The following is a 20,862-nucleotide window of genomic DNA, read 5'->3' as shown; positions in this document are numbered from 1 at the left end:
TCTTCAGGTGGAGTAGCCTGAGCCAGCCGGCTGCTCTTGGCTTCCTACCTAGGTACGGCGGCTACCCAGCATTCGGGCGCTAGTTGAAGAAGTTTTGCTTGAGATTGGGGTTGGCGTCGATGGCCGTTTGCGGGAACAGCAGCAGCTCGTCGCCCGAGTTGGGCAGGTAGTTGGCCGCGAACAGGTCGATGAAGGTGGAGCTGCCCATGATGGCCTGCCGCCAGCTAAAGCGCGTCGCCACGATGGTGGTGCCCGGAACAGTGTAGGTAGCGGCCGTGAGGGTCGTAGGTCGGTACAGCGAGCGGGCGTAGCGCAGCTGGTCGTTCACGGCGTAGCCGTACACGTACAGCGGCACGTTGGCCCCGGCGCCTACTCCATTGCGGATATCGGTCATGATAGCCTTGGCCTCCGCAATTTTCGCCCCTAGCAGATTCCACCGGATCAAGTCATACTTGCGGATGCCTTCGCCCCCGAATTCTAGCAGCCGCTCCTTCACCAACGCATCGAAGAAAGTCGCTTTCGTGCCTACCTGGGCCGCGGGCAAGGCTACGTAGCGAGCGGCCGGGAAGGCCCGGCGGCGCACTTCCTCTAGCGCCTGCACTGGCGTGGTGCCGTTGTAGGCGGCGCTAGGGCCGGCTAGCTCATTCTGGGCTTCGGCAAACATGAGCAGCACGTCGGCGAAGCGGATGTAGGGCCAGTTAAGGTTGAGCTGTTGGGCCGTACCAGGAAGCAACGGCAGGCGCCAGTCGCGGCGAAATTTGCCGTCGCGGATGGAATTCATCGTGGTGCTGGTCTGGGTGTTAGGCGTGGCAGCCACGGTCTGGTAGAGCGTGATGGTCACGTCGCGGCGCGTGTCGGTCGAGTCGAAGGCGTAGAAGTAGTTGGGGTTGATGGTGTAGGAGCCCCCGGCCTCGCCCCAGCGCGAGTTGGTGGCCAAGCGCGGACCGTTGTTGTAGCCTAGGTTGCTATCGGTGTTGGACGAGCCCGAGCCGTGGGCCACTTCAAACATCATCTCGCCGTACTGCGTGTCGAAGCGCTGCTCGTTGATGTTGCGCCACACGGCCTCGAAGCTAGGGTTGAGCGTATGCTGGCCACGGTTTTGCAGCAGCGTATCGCACTCGGCGCGGGCCATGGTGTAGTAAGTCAGGTAGTCGGCGGGGCGCTCCATCTGGCCGGTGGTGGCGTTGGAGCGCCAGCCGCCGCGGTGCAGCGCAATGCGGGCCCGAATGGCCTTAGCGGCCCCCTTCGTGAGGCGCTCGTAGGCATTCACGTCGGAGCTTTTGCGCCAGGGTAGCAGCTGCGAAGCTGTAGCTAGATCGCCCAGAATACGGTCGTATACTTCGTCGCGGGGTGTCTGGGGTAGGTTCAGGTCGGCCGTTTCTGAGGAGGGCACGAAGGGCGCAGGCACGTCGCCCCAGTTGCGCAGCAACTCCAGGTAAAATAAGGCGCGTAGGGTCAGGGCTTCCCCGTAGAGCCGGCGCAGCACCCGCTTTTCTTCGGCCGTGCCGTTCTGGTAGAGCGGCATCTGCGGAATGTTTTTGATGCAGATGTTGGCCCGCTCCACGCCCACATATAGTGCCGCAAAGGGGCCGGTAATTTCCGTGGTGCCCGGCGTCACGCGGTAGCGGTTGATGTCGCGGCCGCTCCCATCAGCGGCGCCCACCCGGTTCTGGCCTTCGTCGGTATCGGAAGGAAAGGCGATGGAAAGGCGCAGGCCGTAGCCGTTCACGCCCGACAGGGGCGCGTAAGCCCCAATCACGGCACTACCGGCATTGGTGACGCTGCTAAACACGTCTTCGGTAACGTAGGACGATGCCGGGGTGACATTCAGGTAATCGTTGCAGGCGAAAGTGCCCAGCAGGCAGGCTCCCACGAGGGCTGACCGGAGTAAAAAGCGTTTCATGACGATAACGAGAGGCAAAACAAGTGGGAATTATAGCGTGAGGTTCAGACCAGCCAAGAAGCCTCGGCTGCGCGGATAAGCGGCGTAGTCGACGCCCGGCGTAAGTGGGGTTTGCCGGCGGGTGTTCACTTCGGGGTCAAAGCCCGAGTAGTTAGTCCAGGTAGCTAGGTTGTTGAGCGTCACGTAGAAGCGTAGCTGCGTTAGCTTGGCCCGCAGCAGCAACGACTTGGGCAGCGAGTAACCCACGGTGATGTTGTTGACGCGCAGAAACGAGCCGTCCTCAATGGCCCAGGAACTTAGCAGGTAGCGGCCCAGCGTAGGGCGCCAGATCTTAGCATTTTGGTTGAGGGCGGTTAGCGCCGTGGGTTCCGTCACGCGGTTGCCCTGTGCATCGATGGTGCGCCACCGATCCCGCATCAAACCTAGCAGGTTCTGATTGGGGTTGTAGTTGCTGGTGAACTCGATTTTGCTGGCGTTGTAGATGTCGTTGCCGTACACAAAATTCAGGAAGACACTGGCGTCGAAGTTCTTGTAGGTGAACTGCTGGTTCAGACCGCCCGTGAATTTGGGGTTGGCGTTACCAATCACGGTGCGGTCGTTGGTATCCACCACCCCGTCGCCGTTGATGTCCTTGAATTTCATGGCGCCGGGCGTGGGCTGTAGGTAGCCGCCTTTGGGGGCGGGTACCCCGGCCACGGTCGGCACGGTGTAGCCGGAGTTATCGGCCACCACGCCGTTGTTATTAGCCACCCCGTCTTTCAGCGCGTAGTTCCAGGTGCCGTTGGCGGCCTGCGTGGCGTTGAAGTCCTCTACCCGGTAAAAGCCATCGGACACGTAGCCGTACATGAGGCCCACCGGTAAGCCGGGCTGCACGATGTAGTCGGAGCCGGTATCAGTCGTCCAGTTTGCGTTGATGCCCGGCAGGTAGGGTTGACCACCTAGCTCTTCCACTCGGTTGCGGTTGAAGGACAAGTTGCCGTTGGCCGTCCAGGAGAAGTTGGGAGTTCTCATGACCGTGCCGCTTAGCTGCAACTCCACGCCGCGGTTGGAGGTCGATCCGATATTGCGCAGCTGCGAGGCGTAGCCCGCCGTGACGGGCACGGGCTGGGCAATGAGCAAGTCGTAGGTCGTGTTGTAATACACGTCGGTTGTGAACTGCACCCGATTGTTGAACAAGGCTAGGTCTAGGCCGATGTTGCGGGAGTGGGTGGTTTCCCACTGCAGATTAGGGTTCGCCAGCGCCGAGGTGGCAAGGCCCGGCGTGCGGCCGTTTTCCAGCGGGTACACCACCCCGTTGGTTGAGTAGGTTTCGCGGAATAAGTTGTTGGCAATGCGGTTGTTGCCAGCCAAGCCGTAGCTTAAGCGCAGCTTCAGGTCCGACACGGCCGTAAACGTTTGCATAAACGCTTCTTTAGATAAGCGCCACGCTACCGAAGCCGCCGGAAACACGCCTACGCGCTGCCCTTCCCGGAATTTCGAGGAACCATCTACGCGCAGCGTTGCCGTGACTAGGTACTTATCATCGAACGAATAATTCGCCCGGCTGAAGCCCGAAAGAATGCGGTTCGGGTCCTCATTAGTCGTTGGGGAAGGTTGCACAAAGCCGGCCGGAGCCTGGGCTTGGTTGAAGTTGGCCAGCGCTTTCTCGGGGGTGATGTCGGTGGGCAGGTAGAAGACCGAGATATTCAGCGAGTTATTCAGGGTTTGGTACAGCTCCTGGCCCAGCAGCATGTCGAAGCTGTGCTTGCTGCCTTTCGCGGTGGGCAGGCGGTAACTGAGCACGTTGGAGTTGTTGAGCGTAAACTGCGTACCCGTGCTGATCGATGCCGTGGGCTGATTGCCGTTCTGCCGGGCCACGCCGGTTATCTTGCTATCAAAGGCGTCGTTGCGGGTAGCTAGGTAGTTGATGCCCACCGTGGAGCGGATGCTCAGGGCCTTGGTGAAGTTGTAGTTGATGTACCCGCTGGAGTTGACCAGGCGCTGACCGTTGCGGCGGTATTCGGAGCCAGCTATTACAATGGGGTTGATCAGCCCCCGCGGCCCGCCGCTGAGCACGTAGTAGTCCTCGTCAGGGGAGGTGAGGTCGATTTCTACGCCCGTACCCAGGTTTTGGGTAAACGGCCGGTACTGCACCGTGTTGCGCAAACGCGAGGAGCTTGACAGCCCCCCGCTGGCCGTACCGGCCCCATTGATTGTTTGATCGTTCAGGCGCACGTTGAAGCCCAGGCGCAGCTTATCGGTGGCTTTATTATCGAGGCGGAAGCTGAGCAGCTTGCGGTCGTAGTCGGAAGCTACCTGAATACCTTGCTCGCGGTTGCTGGTCAGGCTCAGCGAGTACACCGTGCCCTTGCCACCGCCCGACACGGTCACGTTGTGGGTTTGCTGAAAGGCGTCGCGCCCAAATACTTCCCGCTGCCAATCAACGAACGGCGACTGCCGGGCCAGAGTCAGCGTATCGCCCGTGTAGTTGCTGGAGCCGTAGGTGCCGCGAAACGTAGCGAGGTCCGTTGCAAACCGGGAGGCCCGCTCGTATTGCAGGTCCAGGTACTCACTGGTATTCAATACATCCAGCGTTTTCACTAGCCGGCGTACGCCGGCAAAGCCGCTGTAGGCCACCGTCGTGCGGCCTTCAATGCCGTTTTTGGTGGTGATAATAACAACCCCATTGGCCCCGCGTGCCCCGTAAATAGCCGTCGACGCCGCATCCTTCAGCACATCCACCGAGGCAATATCCTGGGGCGAAATCACCGACAGCGCATTCTCAATCTGAATACCATCGACGACGTACAGGGGCGAGTTATCCTGCGTAATAGAGCCGCCCCCGCGCACCCGAATCCGCACATCGGAGCCCGGCGCACCTTCCGAAGACGTGAGCTGCACGCCCGCCAGGCGCCCGGTCAGGGCCTCGGCCGCCGAGTTCACCGGAATATCCTTGAGCTGTTGGGCACTCACCGACGATACGGCCCCCGTTAGCTCGCTGCGCTGCACGGTGCCGTAGCCAATCACTACTACGTCGTCGAGGGTCTTGTTGTCCTGCGCCAGCGTCACAGCTAAGTTGCTGGTGGCACCGGCTACTTTTATTTCTTGGCGAATAAAGCCGATATAGCTGAATACTAACGTGCTGTTGGCCGGCACCTGAAGCGTGAAGCTGCCGTCGGGGCTGGTCGTAGCGCCCGTGGTAGTGCCCTGCACAACAATCGTCACACCGGGCAACCCCTGTCCTTTCTCATCAACCGCCTTACCGCTGACGGGCACCGTGGCCATGCGTTGTAGCTGCGCCGGCGGCAGCGAACCTAGGGTACCCGTCGACAACGGCTGGACCGGAGCCGCCTGCAGATCACCTAGGTCGGCTGCGGGCGCTGCGGACTTCCCCAAGGGCACAATGGCATAGGTACTGGGCTCCACCTTCTCATATCGCAAATTGACTAGCGGCAGTAAGCGGCTGAGGACCTGCTCAATCTGCCCTTCCCGACTAGCGGCAGCGGGTATGGTCTTGCCCGTCAGATTTTGGCGCTCATACAGAAAGTTGACCTTAAACCGTACGTGCAGCTCGTCTAGGGTTTCGAGCAAGTCGAGCTTGTTGGGAGAGCTGTTCGGTTGCTGAGAAGGCGTCTGCAGCGTAGCAGAAACGTGCGCGGCAGTCAGCACCTGGCCTTGAGTAAAAAGCGGCGTGAGTTGCGTGACGATCAGCAGTCCGGGACAGAAACAGTGCATAAACAGTCTATTATGCATAGAAAAGGTGGGAAGAGTGAGCAGATGAATCAGTTAGCCGTGTAAAAGCGCAGGGTTTTGCCTTGTTTTTCGATGCGAATGCCAAATGACTTAGACAAGGCGTAAAGCAGTACCTCGGGGTTCTTTGTGTTGATTTCTCCCGTCAACTTCTTATGCAGCAGTGCCTTGTCCTGTACAAATACCTTGTAGCCGTAGGTGTCTTCCAGCAAGCGCGCAATTTCTGGCAGGGGAGTATCGTCGAAGATGTAGTGGTGCTCCTTCCAGGCTGTGTACAGCCCTGGATTCACTTTGCGGGTGGCATACGCGGCGTGAGTTGGCGCAAAATCTACCAGCTCGCCGGGCTTCATGAGTAAGGCGGGTTGGCCGGGGGCCGTGAGCTGCACCTTACCTTCGGCCAACACCACGCGCGTGTCGTCTGCCCGGCTGTTCACGTTAAACTTGGTGCCGAGCACGGCTACATCCACTGGCCCAGAATGCACTACAAACTTTAAGGGCTCAGCCGCCTGGGCAATGGTGCGCACCGACGGCGCCGCTTTATGGGCCACAATGAAATAGGCCTCCCCGTGCAGCCACACCTCCCGGCGCGCCTGCGGATCCCAAACGGCTGGCGTCTCTAACGTAGAATTCGCATTCAGCACCACCTCGGAGCCATCGGGGAGCACAATCCGCTGCTGCTGGCCGTAGCCGGTAGCATAGTGCAGGCGAGACTGCCACAAGGTGGGCACCAACCAATAACTGCCGGCTACTACTAGGAGGGCCACAACGGCCGCCATTGTGGCCCACTGCCACCGCTTAGCGCGTGACGGCCGGTGCACTTCGGCGTGCTCGATGCTGTCCAATAACCGGCTTAGCACGGCCTCTCGGGCGGGTGCCGAAGCTAGGTGGCCTTCCTCGGCGGCGCTCAGCTCGGGCAACTGGTTTTGGGCCTGGGGCGCTTGCCGCAGCCGATGCCTTTCCTCGGCGGTGCTGTGGCCTAGCAGGTACTTTTCATACAGCAAGAAATACTCTTCGTCCGTCATAATCTGCGCGTTTCTACCTGCATAGAGTCCGAAGCGAGCAGGCACGCACATACTTTTCGTAGTTTTTTTGCTGCTTTATTATCAATATGTTTGGTGACTACCGTTCCTCCTCACTTGTCTTTCGTCCTTCCCTAGCGCCGGAACTATGTTTTCCCAATCCTCATCCGATGCCCAGTTGTGGGACGCCGTCCGTGAGGATGACGTGCAGGCGTTTGCGGCCCTGTTCAATCGGTATTGGGCGCGGATGCATCAGGCGGCTTGCGCGCTGCATAGCGACCCGGAAGTGTGCGCTAGCCTTATCCATGATATTTTCCTGAACCTGTGGCTGAAGCGGCACCAGTTCGAAATCGATTCCTTTCCGCGCTATTTGATGGCTGCCACGCGCTACCACGTATACCGCCACAGCCGCTCGGCGCGTCTTATCCCGCTGCATTATTCTGAAGACCTAGCTAGTACTGGCACCAACCGTAACGCCGGCGAAGAGCAATTGCACAGCCACGAACTAGAACAGCGAGTGGCGGCCTACCTAGCCCAATTGCCCAAGCGCTGCCAGGAAATCTTCTGGCTCAGCCGCCGGGAGCAGTTGTCGGGTGATGAGATTGCCGCCCGGTTAGGCATCTCCAAGCGCACGGTCGAGAACCAAATTACCCACGCTTTGCACCACCTCAAGCTCTCGCTCAAGGACCTATGGGTGGTGCTTATTCTGCTGGGCAGCTGGTAATAGAAACGATAGTAGGAGGGCTGACCAAGCTGTCAGCAACAGTCTTCAAGGCTAGCCTAGAGCCAATAAGAATCAGATAAACAACATGATACTACGCGTCCGGAAGCACACGTGCGGGCTGGCATAACTGGGACAAACCTGCAACGAAAGCCCTATCTACCATGCTGAGTTTGCCAGCACCGGCCCCGGCATAACTGATGTTACCTAACTGCTTCCTGGCCTATTCGCAAGCAACGAGCTCTTTGAGCCGAGTGCACCTTCTCTTTATTCTATGCTTTTCCCTTTCAAATTGAGCCGACTTATAGTACTAGGCTTGCTGATCTGCGCCTCTTGGGCCCAAGCACAAACCAACAGTGCCCGCACAGTAGTAGACCTCTCAGCCCAAGACTGGCGGCTATGGCTCGACCGTGCCGCGCCTTGGGTGCAGGACCGCCTGTACGCGCCGCCCGTGAACCTAGCCCAGCTGCCCGTCAACCCACCGACCGGTGGCTGGGAAGCCCTGCAAAACGCCTCTACCCAGCTCGTACATCTGCCCGCCACGGTGGAGCAGTACTTCTGGGGACAAAACGGTAACGCGTTTGGGCTCAGTGGCAACTACCTAGGGGTTTCGTGGTTTAGCACCAAGCTCGCTGTGCCGGCTGCCATGCAGGGCAAGCGCGTGGTGCTGCGCTTTGAAAGCGTGCGGTTGCGGGCGGAGGTATTCGTGAACCGGCAGCTGGCCGGCTACGATCTGGTCAACAGCACGCCGTTTGAAATCGACATCACCAAGTTTGTTCGCTACGGGCAAGACAACGAGGTAGCAGTGCGCATCACTGACCCGAACGGGAACTTCGATTGGCGCGACTCACAAACGTTTATGTGGGGCAACTACCGCATCCAGCCCACGCACGGCTTTGGTGGCATCACAGGCAAGGTCGAGCTCGTGGCCACCGACCCGGTGTACGTGCAGGATGTGTTCGTGAAGAACAAACCTAGGCTCGATGAGATAGAAGTGCAGGTAACCACCGACAACCAAACGACGAAACCGACCAGCGGCACGCTGCACCTGGAAGTGAGAGAGCACGGTGGCGCGCAACGAACGGTGTTTGCGCAAGACTACCCGCAGACCCAAGTGCCCGCCGGCCAAAGCACGAAAAGCATGACCGTGCGAGTGAAAAACGCCAAACAATGGAGTGTAGAAGCGCCTAACCTGTACGTGCTGACGGCTACCTGGCGGGGTGCCGACCACACCCAGGATAGCTACCAGCAGCGGTTTGGCTTCCGCTGGTTTGAGGTGCGCGACGTGGCCGGCGGCGACCGGCAGTTCTTCCTGAATAGCAAGCGCATTGTGCTGCGCACGTCTATTTCCTGGGGCTTTTGGCCAGTCAATGGCATTGCGCCTTCCGACGCGCTAGCCCGCAAGCAGGTAGAAACGGCGAAGGCGCTAGGGCTGAACATGCTCAACTTTCACCGCACCATCGGCCAGACCAACGTGCTTGATTACGCCGACGAGCTAGGGTTGCTGTACTTCGAGGAGCCAGGCGGCAATCAGTACCCGGCCAATGGCTTTAACCCCACCGATTCGCTCGGCAGGAAGCAGGCTGACTTCTACTTCCCCGAGCGCACCGAGAAAGTCATGCGCATGATCCGGCGCGACCGGAACCACCCAGCCCTGGTCATCTACAACTTCCACAACGAGCGTGGCGCCCCTCCCCAAGGCAAGGACAGCATGGAAATGCGCGCCGCCCACCAGCTCGACCCCACGCGCCTGATGACTTACAATTCCTCGAACGGCGACCCGACGCTCAAGCCGAACCCTCGGTTTAAGCTGCACCTGCGGCCCTACGACAGCAAATTTTATGACTACGGCTGGTTTGACCAGCACCACGCTGGCGGCCCCGGGGTGTACCACGACAATCTGTACAGTAGCCCCACGAAGTACCTGCGTTACACCGACCACCAAGACGAAATCGTCTACTACGGCGAGGAAGGCGCCATTGGTACGCCCCCGCGCTTGCAGTTGATTCGCGACGAAATTCTGAAGACCGGGAAGAACATCGGCTGGGAAACGGCCTCGTACCTAGCTTGGTATGATACCTACGACCAGTTTTTGACCAATACCCCCGGCTTTCGGCAAGTCTTCCCGACCGTGGACGCTCTAACCACGGCTATGGGCAATAATGCTTACTACTACCAAGGCCGGGCCATCGAAAACATCCGCCTCAATAACACCGTCGACGGCTACGCCGTGAATGGCTGGGAAAGCATGATGCTGGAAAACCACTCGGGCATCGTGGATAACTACCGCAACCCTAAGGGCGATGTGCAACTGATTGCCCGCTACAACCGCCCGGTGTACGTGGCCGTGAAGCCCACCCGCAAAGTGCTAGGGGTGGGTGACACGTCCCGGGTAGATTTCCACCTCATCAATGAAGTGAACCTGAAAGGCAGCTACCGTCTGCGCGTGCTAGCGACCGACGAGCAAGGTCGCACCGTGCTCAGCAAAATGCTGCCGGTGCGTGTGACGGGCGGCACTAAATACGGGGAGCTGTTGTCGGCGAGCCTGCCGCTGATTCCGACTAGTGCGGGCTATACCACCATCAAAGCCGAACTGCTGAGCGGCGGCAACGTCGTGGCCTCGGGCGACGATAAGCTGTACGCGGTGAAGCTGAACGCCGCTGGCATCCCGGCGGCGGGCATGGTCGCCGATACCAGTGGCGTGCTAGGGGCTTACCTGAAATCGGTGGGGGTGAATTCCTTTCAACCATTCAAATCGGGCAGGCCGCAGGGCAAGTACTTGCTCGTGGGCGCCTTCAACCCGCAGCAAACGGGCAACCCCCTCGTGACCGACATTCTGGAGTGGGTGAATGAGGGCAACACGCTTATCGTAGTGAATAACATCGATAAATGGGCCACGCACCTAGGTCGGAAGGAGGTCGTGGACTACCGGGGCCTGAAAGAGCTAGGTACCTCGTGGTACGGCGGCAACTACTTCGCGAAAAACCATCCGTTGTTCGCGGGTTTGCCGCCGGCTGGCGTGTTTAACTGGGAGTACCAATGCTTTGCGACCTACGACCGCAACCGCGTCGGGCTGCGGCTGTTCAACGGCGAGACCATCGTTGCCTGCGTATCGGACCACAAAAAAGAAGTGTACTCGGCGCTGAGTATCGTGCCGCACGGCCGGGGCCATATCGTGCTCTGCGCCCTCGATATCTTCTCCACGTTGCGCGGAGTGAAAGTGGGCGCCAAGGCCGAAGGTGACGGGGAGAATGCGGCACTCACGTCGCTTAACTCAACCGGCAGCAACAAGGCCAACATTGTGGGACAACAGCTGCTATTGAATATGCTCCGCTGGGCGGGCGCCGTGGCGGGGTGAGGGTAGTCATAAAAAGTTAGCACCACCTCTCATTAGCAGTTGTTGGCGAGGGTTTGTATGCGTTTCCGAACACAACTTCCGAAGGCTCGCTACATGCCTAATTCTGTTAGGCCGGGATGGTCGGCGGGCCGCGCCCCTAACGGCCAATGAAATGCACGCTTGGCTTCGGTGATGGCTACATCATTGATGCTCGCTTCGCGGCGGCGCATCAATCCGGCGGGGTCAAATTCCCATTGCTCGTTGCCGTAGGCGCGAAACCACTGGCCTTGCGCGTCGTGGTACTCGTACTGAAAACGCACGGCAATCCGGTTCTCGTGCAGGCCACATACTTCCTTAATGAGCCGGTATTCATGCTCACGTTCCCACTTTCGCTTCAAAAAAGCTGTGATGGCCGCACGGCCCACAAAGAACTCGCTGCGGTTGCGCCAGGAACTGTCGGGAGTGTAGGCGAGGGCCACTCGCTCGGGGTCGCGGAAATTCCACGCATCTTCCGCCAAACGAGCTTTCTGATGGGCAGTTTCTAGGGTATAAGGCGGGAGGGGTGGACGGAAGTCGGACATAGCAACTTTAGGTGATAAGCAGGAAAGCGAAAAGCTAGCATAGGGTACGTTGCGAAAGTAGATAGAACGGTCAGTATACTCCAAGTATAGTGTACCTTCGCCTCTTCTCTCGCGTCCTTATCCTTGCCTTTGTAATGCCTGCTCCTGGCTCTAATGCTCCTTCTGCTGCCCGGCAGCGTATTCTAAAAGCTGCTCACCAATTGTTTTATGCTCAAGGGATTCGCGCGACCGGCATTGATCAGTTATTGGCCGTCGCCGACGTTGCCCGGATGTCGTTCTACAAGCATTTTCCTTCCAAGCAGGCCTTGGTGGTTGCCTTCCTGCACGAGCGGCACAGCCACTGGCAGCGCGGATTGGAAGCACAGGCAAAAGCGCGCGCCCACACGCCCGCCGATGAAGTACGAGCAATTTTTGGCGTGCTAGCTGACTGGTTTGGCGAGGCTGATTTTCGGGGGTGCGCCTTTATCAACACGGTGCTTGAAACGACCGACCCGCACACCGAGGAATACCTAATTGCACGCCAGCATAAACAGGAGTTGCACGCTTATCTGGAGGAGCTGTTGCGGGCGGCTAAGTACGCCAACCCCTCACGCGGGGCCACTCAGCTACTGCTGCTCATCGACGGGGCTATTGTGCGGGCCCAACTCGGCGACGGTCCCGCGGCGGCTCTAACCGCGCAAGGCTTGGCTGAACTGCTACTTGCTCGGTAGTTTTGGCCTAGCAGACAGCGAATTGCCCGTTACGGCTGTCTCATCTTTTGCTGGTGCACGAACCCAAATTCGATCATGGTCATGATGATTGGGCCGTACACTTTGCTGTACTCTGTCGGCTCATACAAGACGCTAACTGGGATGTCGGCGTAGACGGTGCGGGAGATGATGCCGTTCATTTCCAGCTCCTTGAGCTCTTTGGACAGCATGCGAGTGGTAATGCCCGGAATACTACGCTCTATGTCCCGGAATCGATGGTTGCCGTTGCAGATGGATTGGATAATAGGAAGCTTCCATTTTCCTCCGAGAACGTAAAGCGCGTCCTGTAGCGCACGCAGTTGCTGGGGGTCGCCAAGAGGGGGGCAGCGTTTCATCTTAACTGGTATACTCGGTGATACTGGTTACAAAGGTATACCATATACCGGTACTTTTGGCTTCAGTTAAAAGGTTAGGCCAGCAGGTAAGCAATTGGCTGACAGATAAGGTAGTTGCCTGCTAAAACCCTGCACATAGCAAGCCGCAAAGCTAGTAGCTGAGTTAGACGACAAGTTACCTGTTGGCGCAACCTCTCACTTTATACAACCTGAACCAGTATGGCAACGCAAGGAGTGAACGTGGAGAGAGATTCAGCTTCCGACCAACCCCACGAACAAGAATACGCCGCAGCAAAAGAAGCCCCTGCACCTGAAAAGATAGCGGCTAGGCCGAACAACACGATGCAGGCTATTCAACTGCACGAGTTTGGTGGCCCCGAAGTACTGCGCTACGAGGAAGTACCGCGGCCCGAGCTGAAGCCAGGGGAGGTGCTCGTGCGCGTGCATGCAATTGGCCTCAATCCCCCCGATTGGTACCTGCGCGACGGCTACAAGATGCTGCCTCCGGAGTGGCGGCCATCGGTGCCCTTTCCTATTATTCTGGGGACGGATATATCGGGCGTGGTGGCGGCCGTTGCCGAGGACGTGCAGGGCTTCACCGTCGGCGAGGAAGTGTTCGGCATGATCCGGTTTCCTAGTGTCGGGGCAAGCCGGGCGTACGCCGAGTACGTCGCCGCGCCGGCGTCGGACCTAGCCCACAAGCCAGCGGGCCTCGACCACGTGCACGCCGCCGGGGTGCCGATGGCCGGACTTACCGCGTGGCAATTCCTGCTGGACCTAGGGCACCAGGAACCGAACCCGTTTCAGCCGGAGCCGCATCGTCCGGTGCCGCTCCGCGACCAAAAAGTACTCATCAATGGGGCCGCGGGCGGCGTAGGACATTTAGCCATGCAGCTAGCCAAATGGCAGGGAGCGCACGTTATTGCGGTGGCTTCGGGCGCGCACGAGACGTTCCTGCGCGACCTAGGTGCCGATGAGTTTATTGACTACACCCAAAAGGCGCCCGAGGACGTCGCGCAGGACGCGGACCTCGTTCTCGATACCTTGGGCGGACCCAACACCGGCCGTTTCTTGCGCACGCTTAAGCGAGGCGGCGCGCTGTTTCCGGTGTTCTTAGGCTTCTCCGACGCCGCACTGGCCGCGCAACTGGGCATCACGGTCTCGATGACCCAAGTGCGCTCCAACGGCCCGCAGCTCGCCGAGCTTGCGCACCTGCTCGAAGCCGGGACAGTACGCGTTGCCATCGATAGCACGTTTCCGCTGGCCAATGCGCGCCAGGCGCACGAACGAGCTGCCCACGGACACATTCAGGGTAAAATTGTACTCACAGTGGCGTGACGCTGGGTGAAGGCTCGAACAAGAGTCGCGCTCCTAGTGGGCGTGACCTTCTCCCTAGGCGGTCGAAGCACTACCTCTATTTGCTACTGCGCCGAAGGCGGTGGGGTCTTTGTGCCCCAGGTTTTGTTCGGTTGGTTGCCCATTGTGAACACCAGCTTGCCGCCTTGCATCAGTTCGTCGCGGTACAGCCAGCAGTTGACGAGCGGCTTGCCATTTAGCTCCGCACTCTGCACGTACACGTTTTCCTTGGAGGTGTTTTTGGCTTCGATTACTAACTTCTTTTGGTTGCCTAACTGAATGGTAGACTTGCTGAAAAGGGGGCTACCTAGCTCCACGATGGGGCGGCCATCTGTGAAACCTTTCACATCAAACAAGCCTAGCGCGGTAATAACGTACCACGAACCTAGCTGGCCCTGGTCTTCATCTTGCCCGTAGCCGTAGCCGTGTATGGGCTCTGTGCCGTAAAACTCGTCGCAAATCTGGCGGGTCCATTTCTGCGTGAGCCAGGGCTGGCCCGAGAAGTTGAATAGCCAGCTGATGTGCAAGCAAGGCTGGTTGCCGTGATTGTAGATGGCGTTGACGCCGGCAAAGGCATCTATTTCTTTGCCACCGCCGAAGCCCGTTTTGGCCGAGGCTGTGAAGATGCTGTCCAGACGGTTGTTGAACTTCTCGCGGCCCATCGCGGCAATGAGTCCGGCGGGGTTTTGGGGCACGTAGAAGGAGTATTGCATGGAATTGCCTTCCTGGAAGCCGCGCCACGGCTCGTAGGGTTTGAAGTTGCCCGCAAAGGAGCCATCGGCCAGCTTGGGCTGCATGAGCTTGGTCTGCGGGTTCAGAATGGCCTTCCAACCGTCAGACAGCTTAATGAGCTGCGCGTAATCGTCTTTTTTGCCTAAGGTTTTGGCCATTTGGGCGGCAGCAAAGGCGCTGTAGCTGTATTCTAGCGTGTGCGAGTTAGAGAAGTACGCTCCCGTGGAATCGGTTTTGTACCACACGCCTTTGTATTCCTTGTACTCTTCTTTGAAGGGCACGTAGCCGTACTGCGTAAAGGCTTTCACGTCCATTTTGCCCGAGCCAAACGGGCGGTTGCGCCAATTCAACTCATTGGCGCGCACGGCTTGGTAAGCTAGGTTCACGTCGTAGTTGCGGATGCCGGCTTGGTAGGCGCCTGCAATAGCTAGCCCCACGAAGTTGGTACCTACCCCCGACACGTATTCGCTATTCGCCAAGCCGTCGCCGAACCAGCCCCGGTCGCGGTACACTTGCAGTTGGGTGTTCACGTAGTTGCCGTACCACTCGGGGTACGACAGCGCCCAGAGTTGCGTGAGGTTCCAATAGCCGCCCCAAATGGCGTCGGTGTTGATGAACTCGGGCTTGGGGCCAGGGCCGCTGGTTACCAGTTTGCCGGTTTGACCGCCGTGCTTGGGGTAGTCGCCATTCACGTCGCTAGCAATGCCGCGACCTAGTAAGGCGTGAAACAGGCCGGTGTAAAACTTGGTTTTGTTCTGCTCATCGGGGCCTTCCACGGCAAGTTTGCCTAGCTCGCGCTGCCAGGTAGCTTGCGCGGCAGTGCGGGCCTGGTCGAAGGTCAGGGTGCGGGCCTCGGCCAGCAGGTTGGCTTTGGCATTGGCAATGGAGGTGTACGAGAGACCTACTTTCAGCTCGATCTTCTCCTGCGCCGTGGTTTGATAGTTAAGCACTAAGCCCGCGCCTTTGCCCTTGGCCGAGTTTGTATTTGCCTGCGTGCCCGCCGTGAAGGCCCCTACACTCGCCGGCTTCTTGCTAATTTCCCCGAAGAAGTACATGTTTACCTTGCCCTGCGGGTCGTAGTTCTTCACGTACTTCGGGTAGGTGCTCACGAAGCCTTCCACGTGCGTGGCATCCACCATGCGGATGCTGGCATCGGTCACTTCGTCGCTCTCGCCTTGCTTGTTGCCGATGTCAAGAATAATGTGAGCCTGATCGTTTTTGGGGAAGGTATAGCGGTGAAAGCCAACCCGCTTGGTAGCCGTCAGCTCGGCCGTGATGCCGTAGTCATCGAGCAATACTTTGTAGTAGCCGGGCTCGGCCACTTGGTTTTTGCGGTCGAAGCGCGAGCGGTAGCCAGAGTCTGGCTTGTCGAGGTCGCCGGGTTTTACGCGCAGCTCGCCGGTGGTAGGCATGAAGCTTACGCCGCCTACCTGCCACTCATGGAAGTGCACAAAGCCCTCGATAGAATTCTGGCGGGTGTCGTAGCCCACAGCTTCCCAACCCGAAGCATTCCCATAATGGCCGTTGGTGGAAGGAGCTAGCTTGGCCATGCCATAAGGCACAGCCGCTGGCGTGTAAAAAAACCAGCGGCTGTGCGCCGTGCCGATATTGGGATTTACATACTTCAGCACGCTCTGCGCATTGGCTTCGCCCGCCGCCAACAGCAGCACCAAGGGCAAAACGCGGGCAGTGAAAGACCGCTTCATACAACTGGTTTTAAGTGATTTAGTAAAATAGCAGGGTGTTATAAAGTCAACAGCTCTTTAAACCGGCTTCGACAAGCCCAGCATAACCCCATTCGATATGACGCTGATGGCTACTTCCAGCCACGCTCAATTTCTTCTAGCGTCCGCCCTTTAGTTTCAGGCACGGCGCGCCACACAAAGAAGAAGGTAAAGGCCGAAAGCGCCGCGTAAAGCCCGAAGGCGCCGGCTAGGCCCGCGGCTTTCACCAACGACAAGAAGGTGTAGGAAATAAGCGTACAGGCTATCCACAGGGCGACCGTAGCCAGTGAGGCCGCCCGACCCCGCACAGCATTCGGGAAAATCTCGGTAATCACAACCCACACGCCCGGACCTAGCCCCACGGCAAAGCAGGCCACGTAGAGCATGATGAGCCCTAGCAGCAACGGTCCCGATGCGTGCAGCTGCAACGCTACTACCAGCGCACCCAGGGCCAGCGCCATACCCCCCGACGCAAAGAGCAACAGCGGCTTGCGCCCCACCCGGTCGATAATGAACAGTGCCACAACAGTACCCGCGAAGTTGATGCCTCCAATAAGCGCGTTGGCCCCAATGGCCGACGATGCGCTTTGCCCATTGTACTCCGTAAAAATGATGGAGCCGTAGTATAGAATCGTGTTGATGCCGGTGATTTGCTGCAACACCGCCAGCACCACCGCGATACGCAACGGCCGGCGCAGGTGCGGTTGGTACACGTTGGCCTCTTCGCCGCGTTCGGCCACTAAGGCGGCCTGAATTTCGGCGGCTTCGGTGGCGGCAGCCGCGGGACCGTTGAGGCGGGTGAGCGTACCGAGGGCTTCGGCTTCGCGCCCCCGACCCAACAACCAACGCGGGCTTTCGGGCACCAGCAGTAACGTGAGCATGAACAATAGCGAAGGCAAGGCCGCCGAGGCAAACATCCACCGCCACGAATTCAACCCTAGCCCGGCTAGGTAGTAGCTCGCTACATAAGCTAGGAGAATACCCGTTACGATGGCCAACTGGTTGAGTGTCACGAGTTGCCCGCGGATGCGCGCCGGAGCAATTTCGGCGATGTAGAGTGGTACCAGCAGCGAAGCTACCCCGATAGCGAGGCCGCCCGCCAGCCGCGCCAGCACAAACTCGGTGAGCGTGCGGGGCACTGCCGCTGCTAGCGCCGAAAGCGTGAACAGCAGCGCGGCCGCAAATAGTAACCGGCGGCGCCCGTAACGGTCGGTGAGCCAGCCAGCAATGGCCGCACCGGCTACCGCGCCAAATAGGATAGCACTAGCCGCCAATTCCGTTTGTGAATCCGTCAGGCCGAAATCCTTTTTCAAGAAGACCAAGGCGCCGTTGATAATGGCCGTGTCGAAACCGAAAAGTAGCCCGCCCAGTGCTGCCACGGCCGCAATCAGGTAAACGTAGCTAGCACTACCCGCTGGGCCCGCGGTGGGGGAAGGCAGGCCCGCCGTAGATTCGCGGGGAACGTAACCGGAAGAAGCTTGAGGAGGCATAGCGGGTGGGTAGTGAGGGAGCTAATGGGTAGTATCAGGCAGTAGGCGCTAGCAAACGGGCTCCTACTTAAGTGCCGCTTTTCGCACTAACCTAGGGTAGGCGAAGCGACTGGGATGTTTGGTTGGCCAGATCAGACCAGCAGCACTTCTATTCCTTGCTGGCGAAAAGGAGCGATTTGGTCCTCGGTAGCGCCCGTGTCGGTGATGAGCTGATGCACTTCCGTGATGGGGCAAATGAGCGCCGTGGCAACGGTACCTAGCTTGGTGTGGTCGGCCACCACGATGCGGCGCTTGGCCTGCCGTACCATAACTTGAATGATGGCGGCTTCCTCGGGGTGCAAGGAGGTCAGGCCCTTTTCGGCGTCGATGCCATTGACGCCGATAAAGACTTTATCCACAAAGAATTGGCTGAGTGCCTGCGCCGTAGCCGGACCCACCAGCGAGAACCAACCGCCCGTCAGGAAGCCGCCCGTCACGAACACGCGCACATCGGTGCGGTGGCTCAGTTCCATGGCCACGTTCACGGTGTTGGTAACGACCGTCACGTTGGCTTCCGGCCGCAGGCTGCGCGTGACTTGGGTGGTAGTGGTGCCGGCGGTCAGGGAAATTGTCTCGCCCGGCTGGATAAGGGCCGCGGCGGCAAGCCCGATACGGCGCTTCTCCGCTAGGTTGCGGTCAATCTGCTCGTGAAAGCTAGAGTTGTAGCGAAAGGGTTCGTACAGCAGCGGCTCCCGCGGCACCGCGCCGCCGTGCGTGCGCCGGAGTCGGCCGCGCTGCTCCAGTTCCACCAAATCTCGCCGCACGGTGGCTACCGACACGCTAAACTGCGCCGCCAGCTCATCGACGGCCACGGTGCCGGTGTGCAGCAGCTTTTCGATGATGGTTTGGGCGCGCAGCGCCGCGGCATTGTCGGAGGTCAGTAAGTCGGGCACGATTAGGAACAGAGTTTTAGATTGTACTACGGGGAAGCTAGCCGACGAATAGTGGCCCTAGGCCTGCGTGCGCACGTACGCTTTCATGGTTGCGCATTCGGTACCAACAGCCGAGCCGTGGGGCCGAATGGTGTAGGCGCCTACCGCCGCGGGCACAATAAACGTCTCGGCATAGTGTACCACGAAGGGCTCAAAAGTACCGTTTGGGCTTTCGACAATAGCTTCCGCACCCTGCACCAGGTTGAGCACCTGTACGTCACCGTGGGTGTGGTGCGGCACCACATCCGTAAACCAGTGGCGGCGCGTCTCGATGAATTCCCGCTCGTGCAGGCCGGTACGCTCCTCCCGCCAGCCGGGGCCGGAAGCAACAGGCTCGGTAGCATTCACGAGGTGCTGCTCTACCCAAGCCGTGGTGCGGTCGGGCTGAATATTAGCCGCGCCGTGAGCTAGGTGGATGGGCCGGGGCCGACCATCAAGACCTAGCCGCTCCCAATCCCATAGCTTGAAGGTGAAAATGTAGGGAGTAGCCGAAATTTCCAGCACCATCCCATTAGCACCCGAACAGTGAATAGTGCCCGCCGGAATCAGAAAGTGGTCGTGGGGGCGCGCCGGAAACTCGTTGATGTACTTGGCCGCGGGGAAAGGGGCCGTGCTGTCGTCCTGAGCACGCTGCAAGTCGGCCAGCATCGCGGGGAAATTCGCGTCTTCCTTCAGACCTAGGTACACGACCGCACCCGGCTCGGCGTCAAGCATATAGTAGCTTTCGTCTTGGGTGTAAGTTAGGCCAAACTTATCGTAGGCGTACTCCGTGAGCGGATGTACTTGCAACGATAGATTGCCGCCGCCCATGGTATCGAGAAAGTCGAAGCGAATAGGAAACTCGGTGCCGAAGCGCCCGTGCACAGCGTCTCCCAGCAGTTCGCGGGGATGGGCAAAAACGAGGTTGATGCTCGGGATTTCCACGCGCGCCTCCCCAAAACCTAGCAACAGCGAGTTTTCCTCGGGCACGCAGTCAAAGCCCCAGGCGTAGTTGGGCGGGCCGTCGGGCAAGTCACAGACTTCGCGCAGCCACTGCCCACCCCAGGGGCCTGGGTCGAAGAACGGCACCACCCGGAAGGGCCGTTGCACGGCTGCCGCCAGCCCAGCCCGCAGGTCAGCTCCGCTGATGAGTTTGGGTGCAGCGGGGTCGTTGGTATCGAGCAGGAAGTCGGCGCGGGGCAGCACTTGCTTCTTCAAGCGGTCGGCTGCCCGCCAATCCACAAAGTAGGCCCGCTTGTACTTAAGGCTAGCTTTCTCGTTGAAGTTGTCGCTACCTAGGTTGGCAATTTCGCCGCGCCGCTGCCGCAGTTGGATTTCCCAGCGGGCTAGGTCGGCGTAGACTACAACGGCGGGAGTTGGGTACACCAGCGTAGCCCCAGTACCTATTATTACCACCAATTGACCAGCCGCTGAAGTTAGTGCTGCTTGTACTGTTTGCAGCTTCTGCTGGTCGAAAAAGTCGGCTACGGTTATTCCATTGAGCCGCCCGAAGACGGGGTCATCGGTGAGCGGGCCGGCCACCATTGCGTCAATTTCAGCTGGAGTCCGATACAAATCGTCGGCTACCAAGCACTGGGCCGGCTGCAAAGCCTGCTCTAACTCTTGTTGCAGTTGCCTCAAATTGGTGCCAGGGTAGCATTCTACCGCTAGCACCAGCGGTTGATCAGGGACAGCCTGCCTAGCTAACAGTGCTGCTCTCAACGCTTCGGCAATGGCCGGCCATCCCGTTTGGCAAGCCTCTTCTTTCGTCGTTACCGGCACGAAGGGAAACTTGTCATAGTTAGAGGAGCGCATGTGCAGAATCGTTGAAAATGTGAAAGGAAGCCTCCGTTTTGTGCAGCTAAACTTGAGGCGAACAGGATCATCACGTGCTAGTTAAAAGCACTAACAAGTAGATGATAAGCTTGTGATGACGAATATTATTAATAAAAATGATCGTTTTGGTATAAAACGATCAAAATAATTTTCTTGTGCTTCTATAACGGGAAATAAACCGTTGCCAAACGAGCAGCTCAATGCGCCTTGCTGATAAGGTGGAATGACGTTGGGTGGGGTAGCTGTTCCTTCCCTGCATTCGCTAGCGTAGGCACGAAGGATGGCATGACGAAGGTGTCTACCGGTGGTACTACCTGTCTGTATTCTTGATACTAGGTGGTGAAGCGCACGCTGCCTAGCAGCGGCGTTACCGCTGGTTGTCTCACAGCGGTAACGCCGC

Annotated in this window: 13 protein-coding genes; 4 read left to right on the top strand and 9 right to left on the bottom strand. The window is 58.8% G+C overall.

Translation table 11 applies throughout. From position 1 onward, the window contains the following. Nucleotides 1-79: 79 nt before the first annotated feature. From SD425_RS13805 to SD425_RS13795, 3 genes are read right to left on the bottom strand one after another with little or no spacing between them, the layout of a single operon-like run. Nucleotides 80-1,903, bottom strand: a complete 1,824-nt coding sequence (locus SD425_RS13805; RefSeq protein ID WP_324670520.1) for a RagB/SusD family nutrient uptake outer membrane protein — start codon at nt 1,901-1,903, stop codon at nt 80-82. Between the two features lie 30 nt (nt 1,904-1,933). Continuing rightward, complete coding sequence (locus SD425_RS13800; protein WP_324670519.1) at nt 1,934-5,617, bottom strand: TonB-dependent receptor; 3,684 nt, start codon at nt 5,615-5,617, stop codon at nt 1,934-1,936. Between the two features lie 47 nt (nt 5,618-5,664). Further along, nucleotides 5,665-6,705, bottom strand: coding sequence for a FecR family protein (locus SD425_RS13795; protein WP_324670518.1), 1,041 nt, complete (start codon nt 6,703-6,705; stop codon nt 5,665-5,667). Nucleotides 6,706-6,799: 94 nt separating this feature from the next. On the opposite strand from SD425_RS13795, the gene SD425_RS13790 reads away from it, so the two are divergent. Together SD425_RS13790 and SD425_RS13785 are read left to right on the top strand one after the other, a co-directional pair. After that, complete coding sequence (locus SD425_RS13790) at nt 6,800-7,375, top strand: RNA polymerase sigma factor (protein ID WP_324670517.1); 576 nt, start codon at nt 6,800-6,802, stop codon at nt 7,373-7,375. Nucleotides 7,376-7,646: 271 nt separating this feature from the next. After that, complete coding sequence (locus tag SD425_RS13785; protein ID WP_324670516.1) at nt 7,647-10,730, top strand: glycoside hydrolase family 2 protein; 3,084 nt, start codon at nt 7,647-7,649, stop codon at nt 10,728-10,730. Between the two features lie 89 nt (nt 10,731-10,819). Here the strand turns inward: SD425_RS13785 and SD425_RS13780 are convergent, their stop codons facing one another. Beyond that, nucleotides 10,820-11,290, bottom strand: coding sequence for a nuclear transport factor 2 family protein (locus SD425_RS13780; RefSeq protein WP_324670515.1), 471 nt, complete (start codon nt 11,288-11,290; stop codon nt 10,820-10,822). A gap of 134 nt (nt 11,291-11,424) precedes the next feature. Here SD425_RS13780 and SD425_RS13775 point away from each other — a divergent pair, with 134 nt between their 5' ends. Then, nucleotides 11,425-12,000: a TetR/AcrR family transcriptional regulator gene (locus tag SD425_RS13775; protein WP_324670514.1), complete on the top strand. Its 576-nt coding sequence runs from the start codon at nt 11,425-11,427 to the stop codon at nt 11,998-12,000. A gap of 29 nt (nt 12,001-12,029) precedes the next feature. Here the strand turns inward: SD425_RS13775 and SD425_RS13770 are convergent, their stop codons facing one another. Further along, entirely contained in the window at nt 12,030-12,374 is a 345-nt protein-coding gene (locus tag SD425_RS13770; RefSeq protein WP_324670513.1) for a helix-turn-helix domain-containing protein, read from the bottom strand. A 219-nt stretch (nt 12,375-12,593) separates the two neighbouring features. On the opposite strand from SD425_RS13770, the gene SD425_RS13765 reads away from it, so the two are divergent. Beyond that, nucleotides 12,594-13,712 carry an NADP-dependent oxidoreductase gene (locus SD425_RS13765; protein WP_324670512.1) on the top strand — a complete coding sequence of 373 codons (1,119 nt, stop codon included), beginning with the start codon at nt 12,594-12,596 and terminating at the stop codon, nt 13,710-13,712. 83 nt (nt 13,713-13,795) lie between these two features. Here the strand turns inward: SD425_RS13765 and SD425_RS13760 are convergent, their stop codons facing one another. From SD425_RS13760 to SD425_RS13745, 4 genes are all read right to left on the bottom strand, one after another. Next, entirely contained in the window at nt 13,796-16,168 is a 2,373-nt protein-coding gene (locus SD425_RS13760; protein ID WP_324670511.1) for a GH92 family glycosyl hydrolase, read from the bottom strand. A gap of 110 nt (nt 16,169-16,278) precedes the next feature. After that, on the bottom strand, nt 16,279-17,676 hold the full coding sequence (locus tag SD425_RS13755) for a sugar porter family MFS transporter (RefSeq protein WP_324670510.1): 1,398 nt from the start codon (nt 17,674-17,676) through the stop codon (nt 16,279-16,281). A gap of 131 nt (nt 17,677-17,807) precedes the next feature. Next, nucleotides 17,808-18,608: a DeoR/GlpR family DNA-binding transcription regulator gene (locus tag SD425_RS13750; RefSeq protein WP_324670509.1), complete on the bottom strand. Its 801-nt coding sequence runs from the start codon at nt 18,606-18,608 to the stop codon at nt 17,808-17,810. A gap of 57 nt (nt 18,609-18,665) precedes the next feature. Next, nucleotides 18,666-20,441, bottom strand: coding sequence for a class I mannose-6-phosphate isomerase (locus SD425_RS13745; protein WP_324670508.1), 1,776 nt, complete (start codon nt 20,439-20,441; stop codon nt 18,666-18,668). Between the last annotated feature and the right edge of the window lie 421 nt (nt 20,442-20,862).

The organism is Hymenobacter sp. GOD-10R, from assembly GCF_035609205.1.
Lineage (GTDB): Bacteria > Bacteroidota > Bacteroidia > Cytophagales > Hymenobacteraceae > Hymenobacter.
Note: the sequence above shows the minus strand (reverse complement) of the source record. Positions and strands in the feature narration are given on the sequence as shown.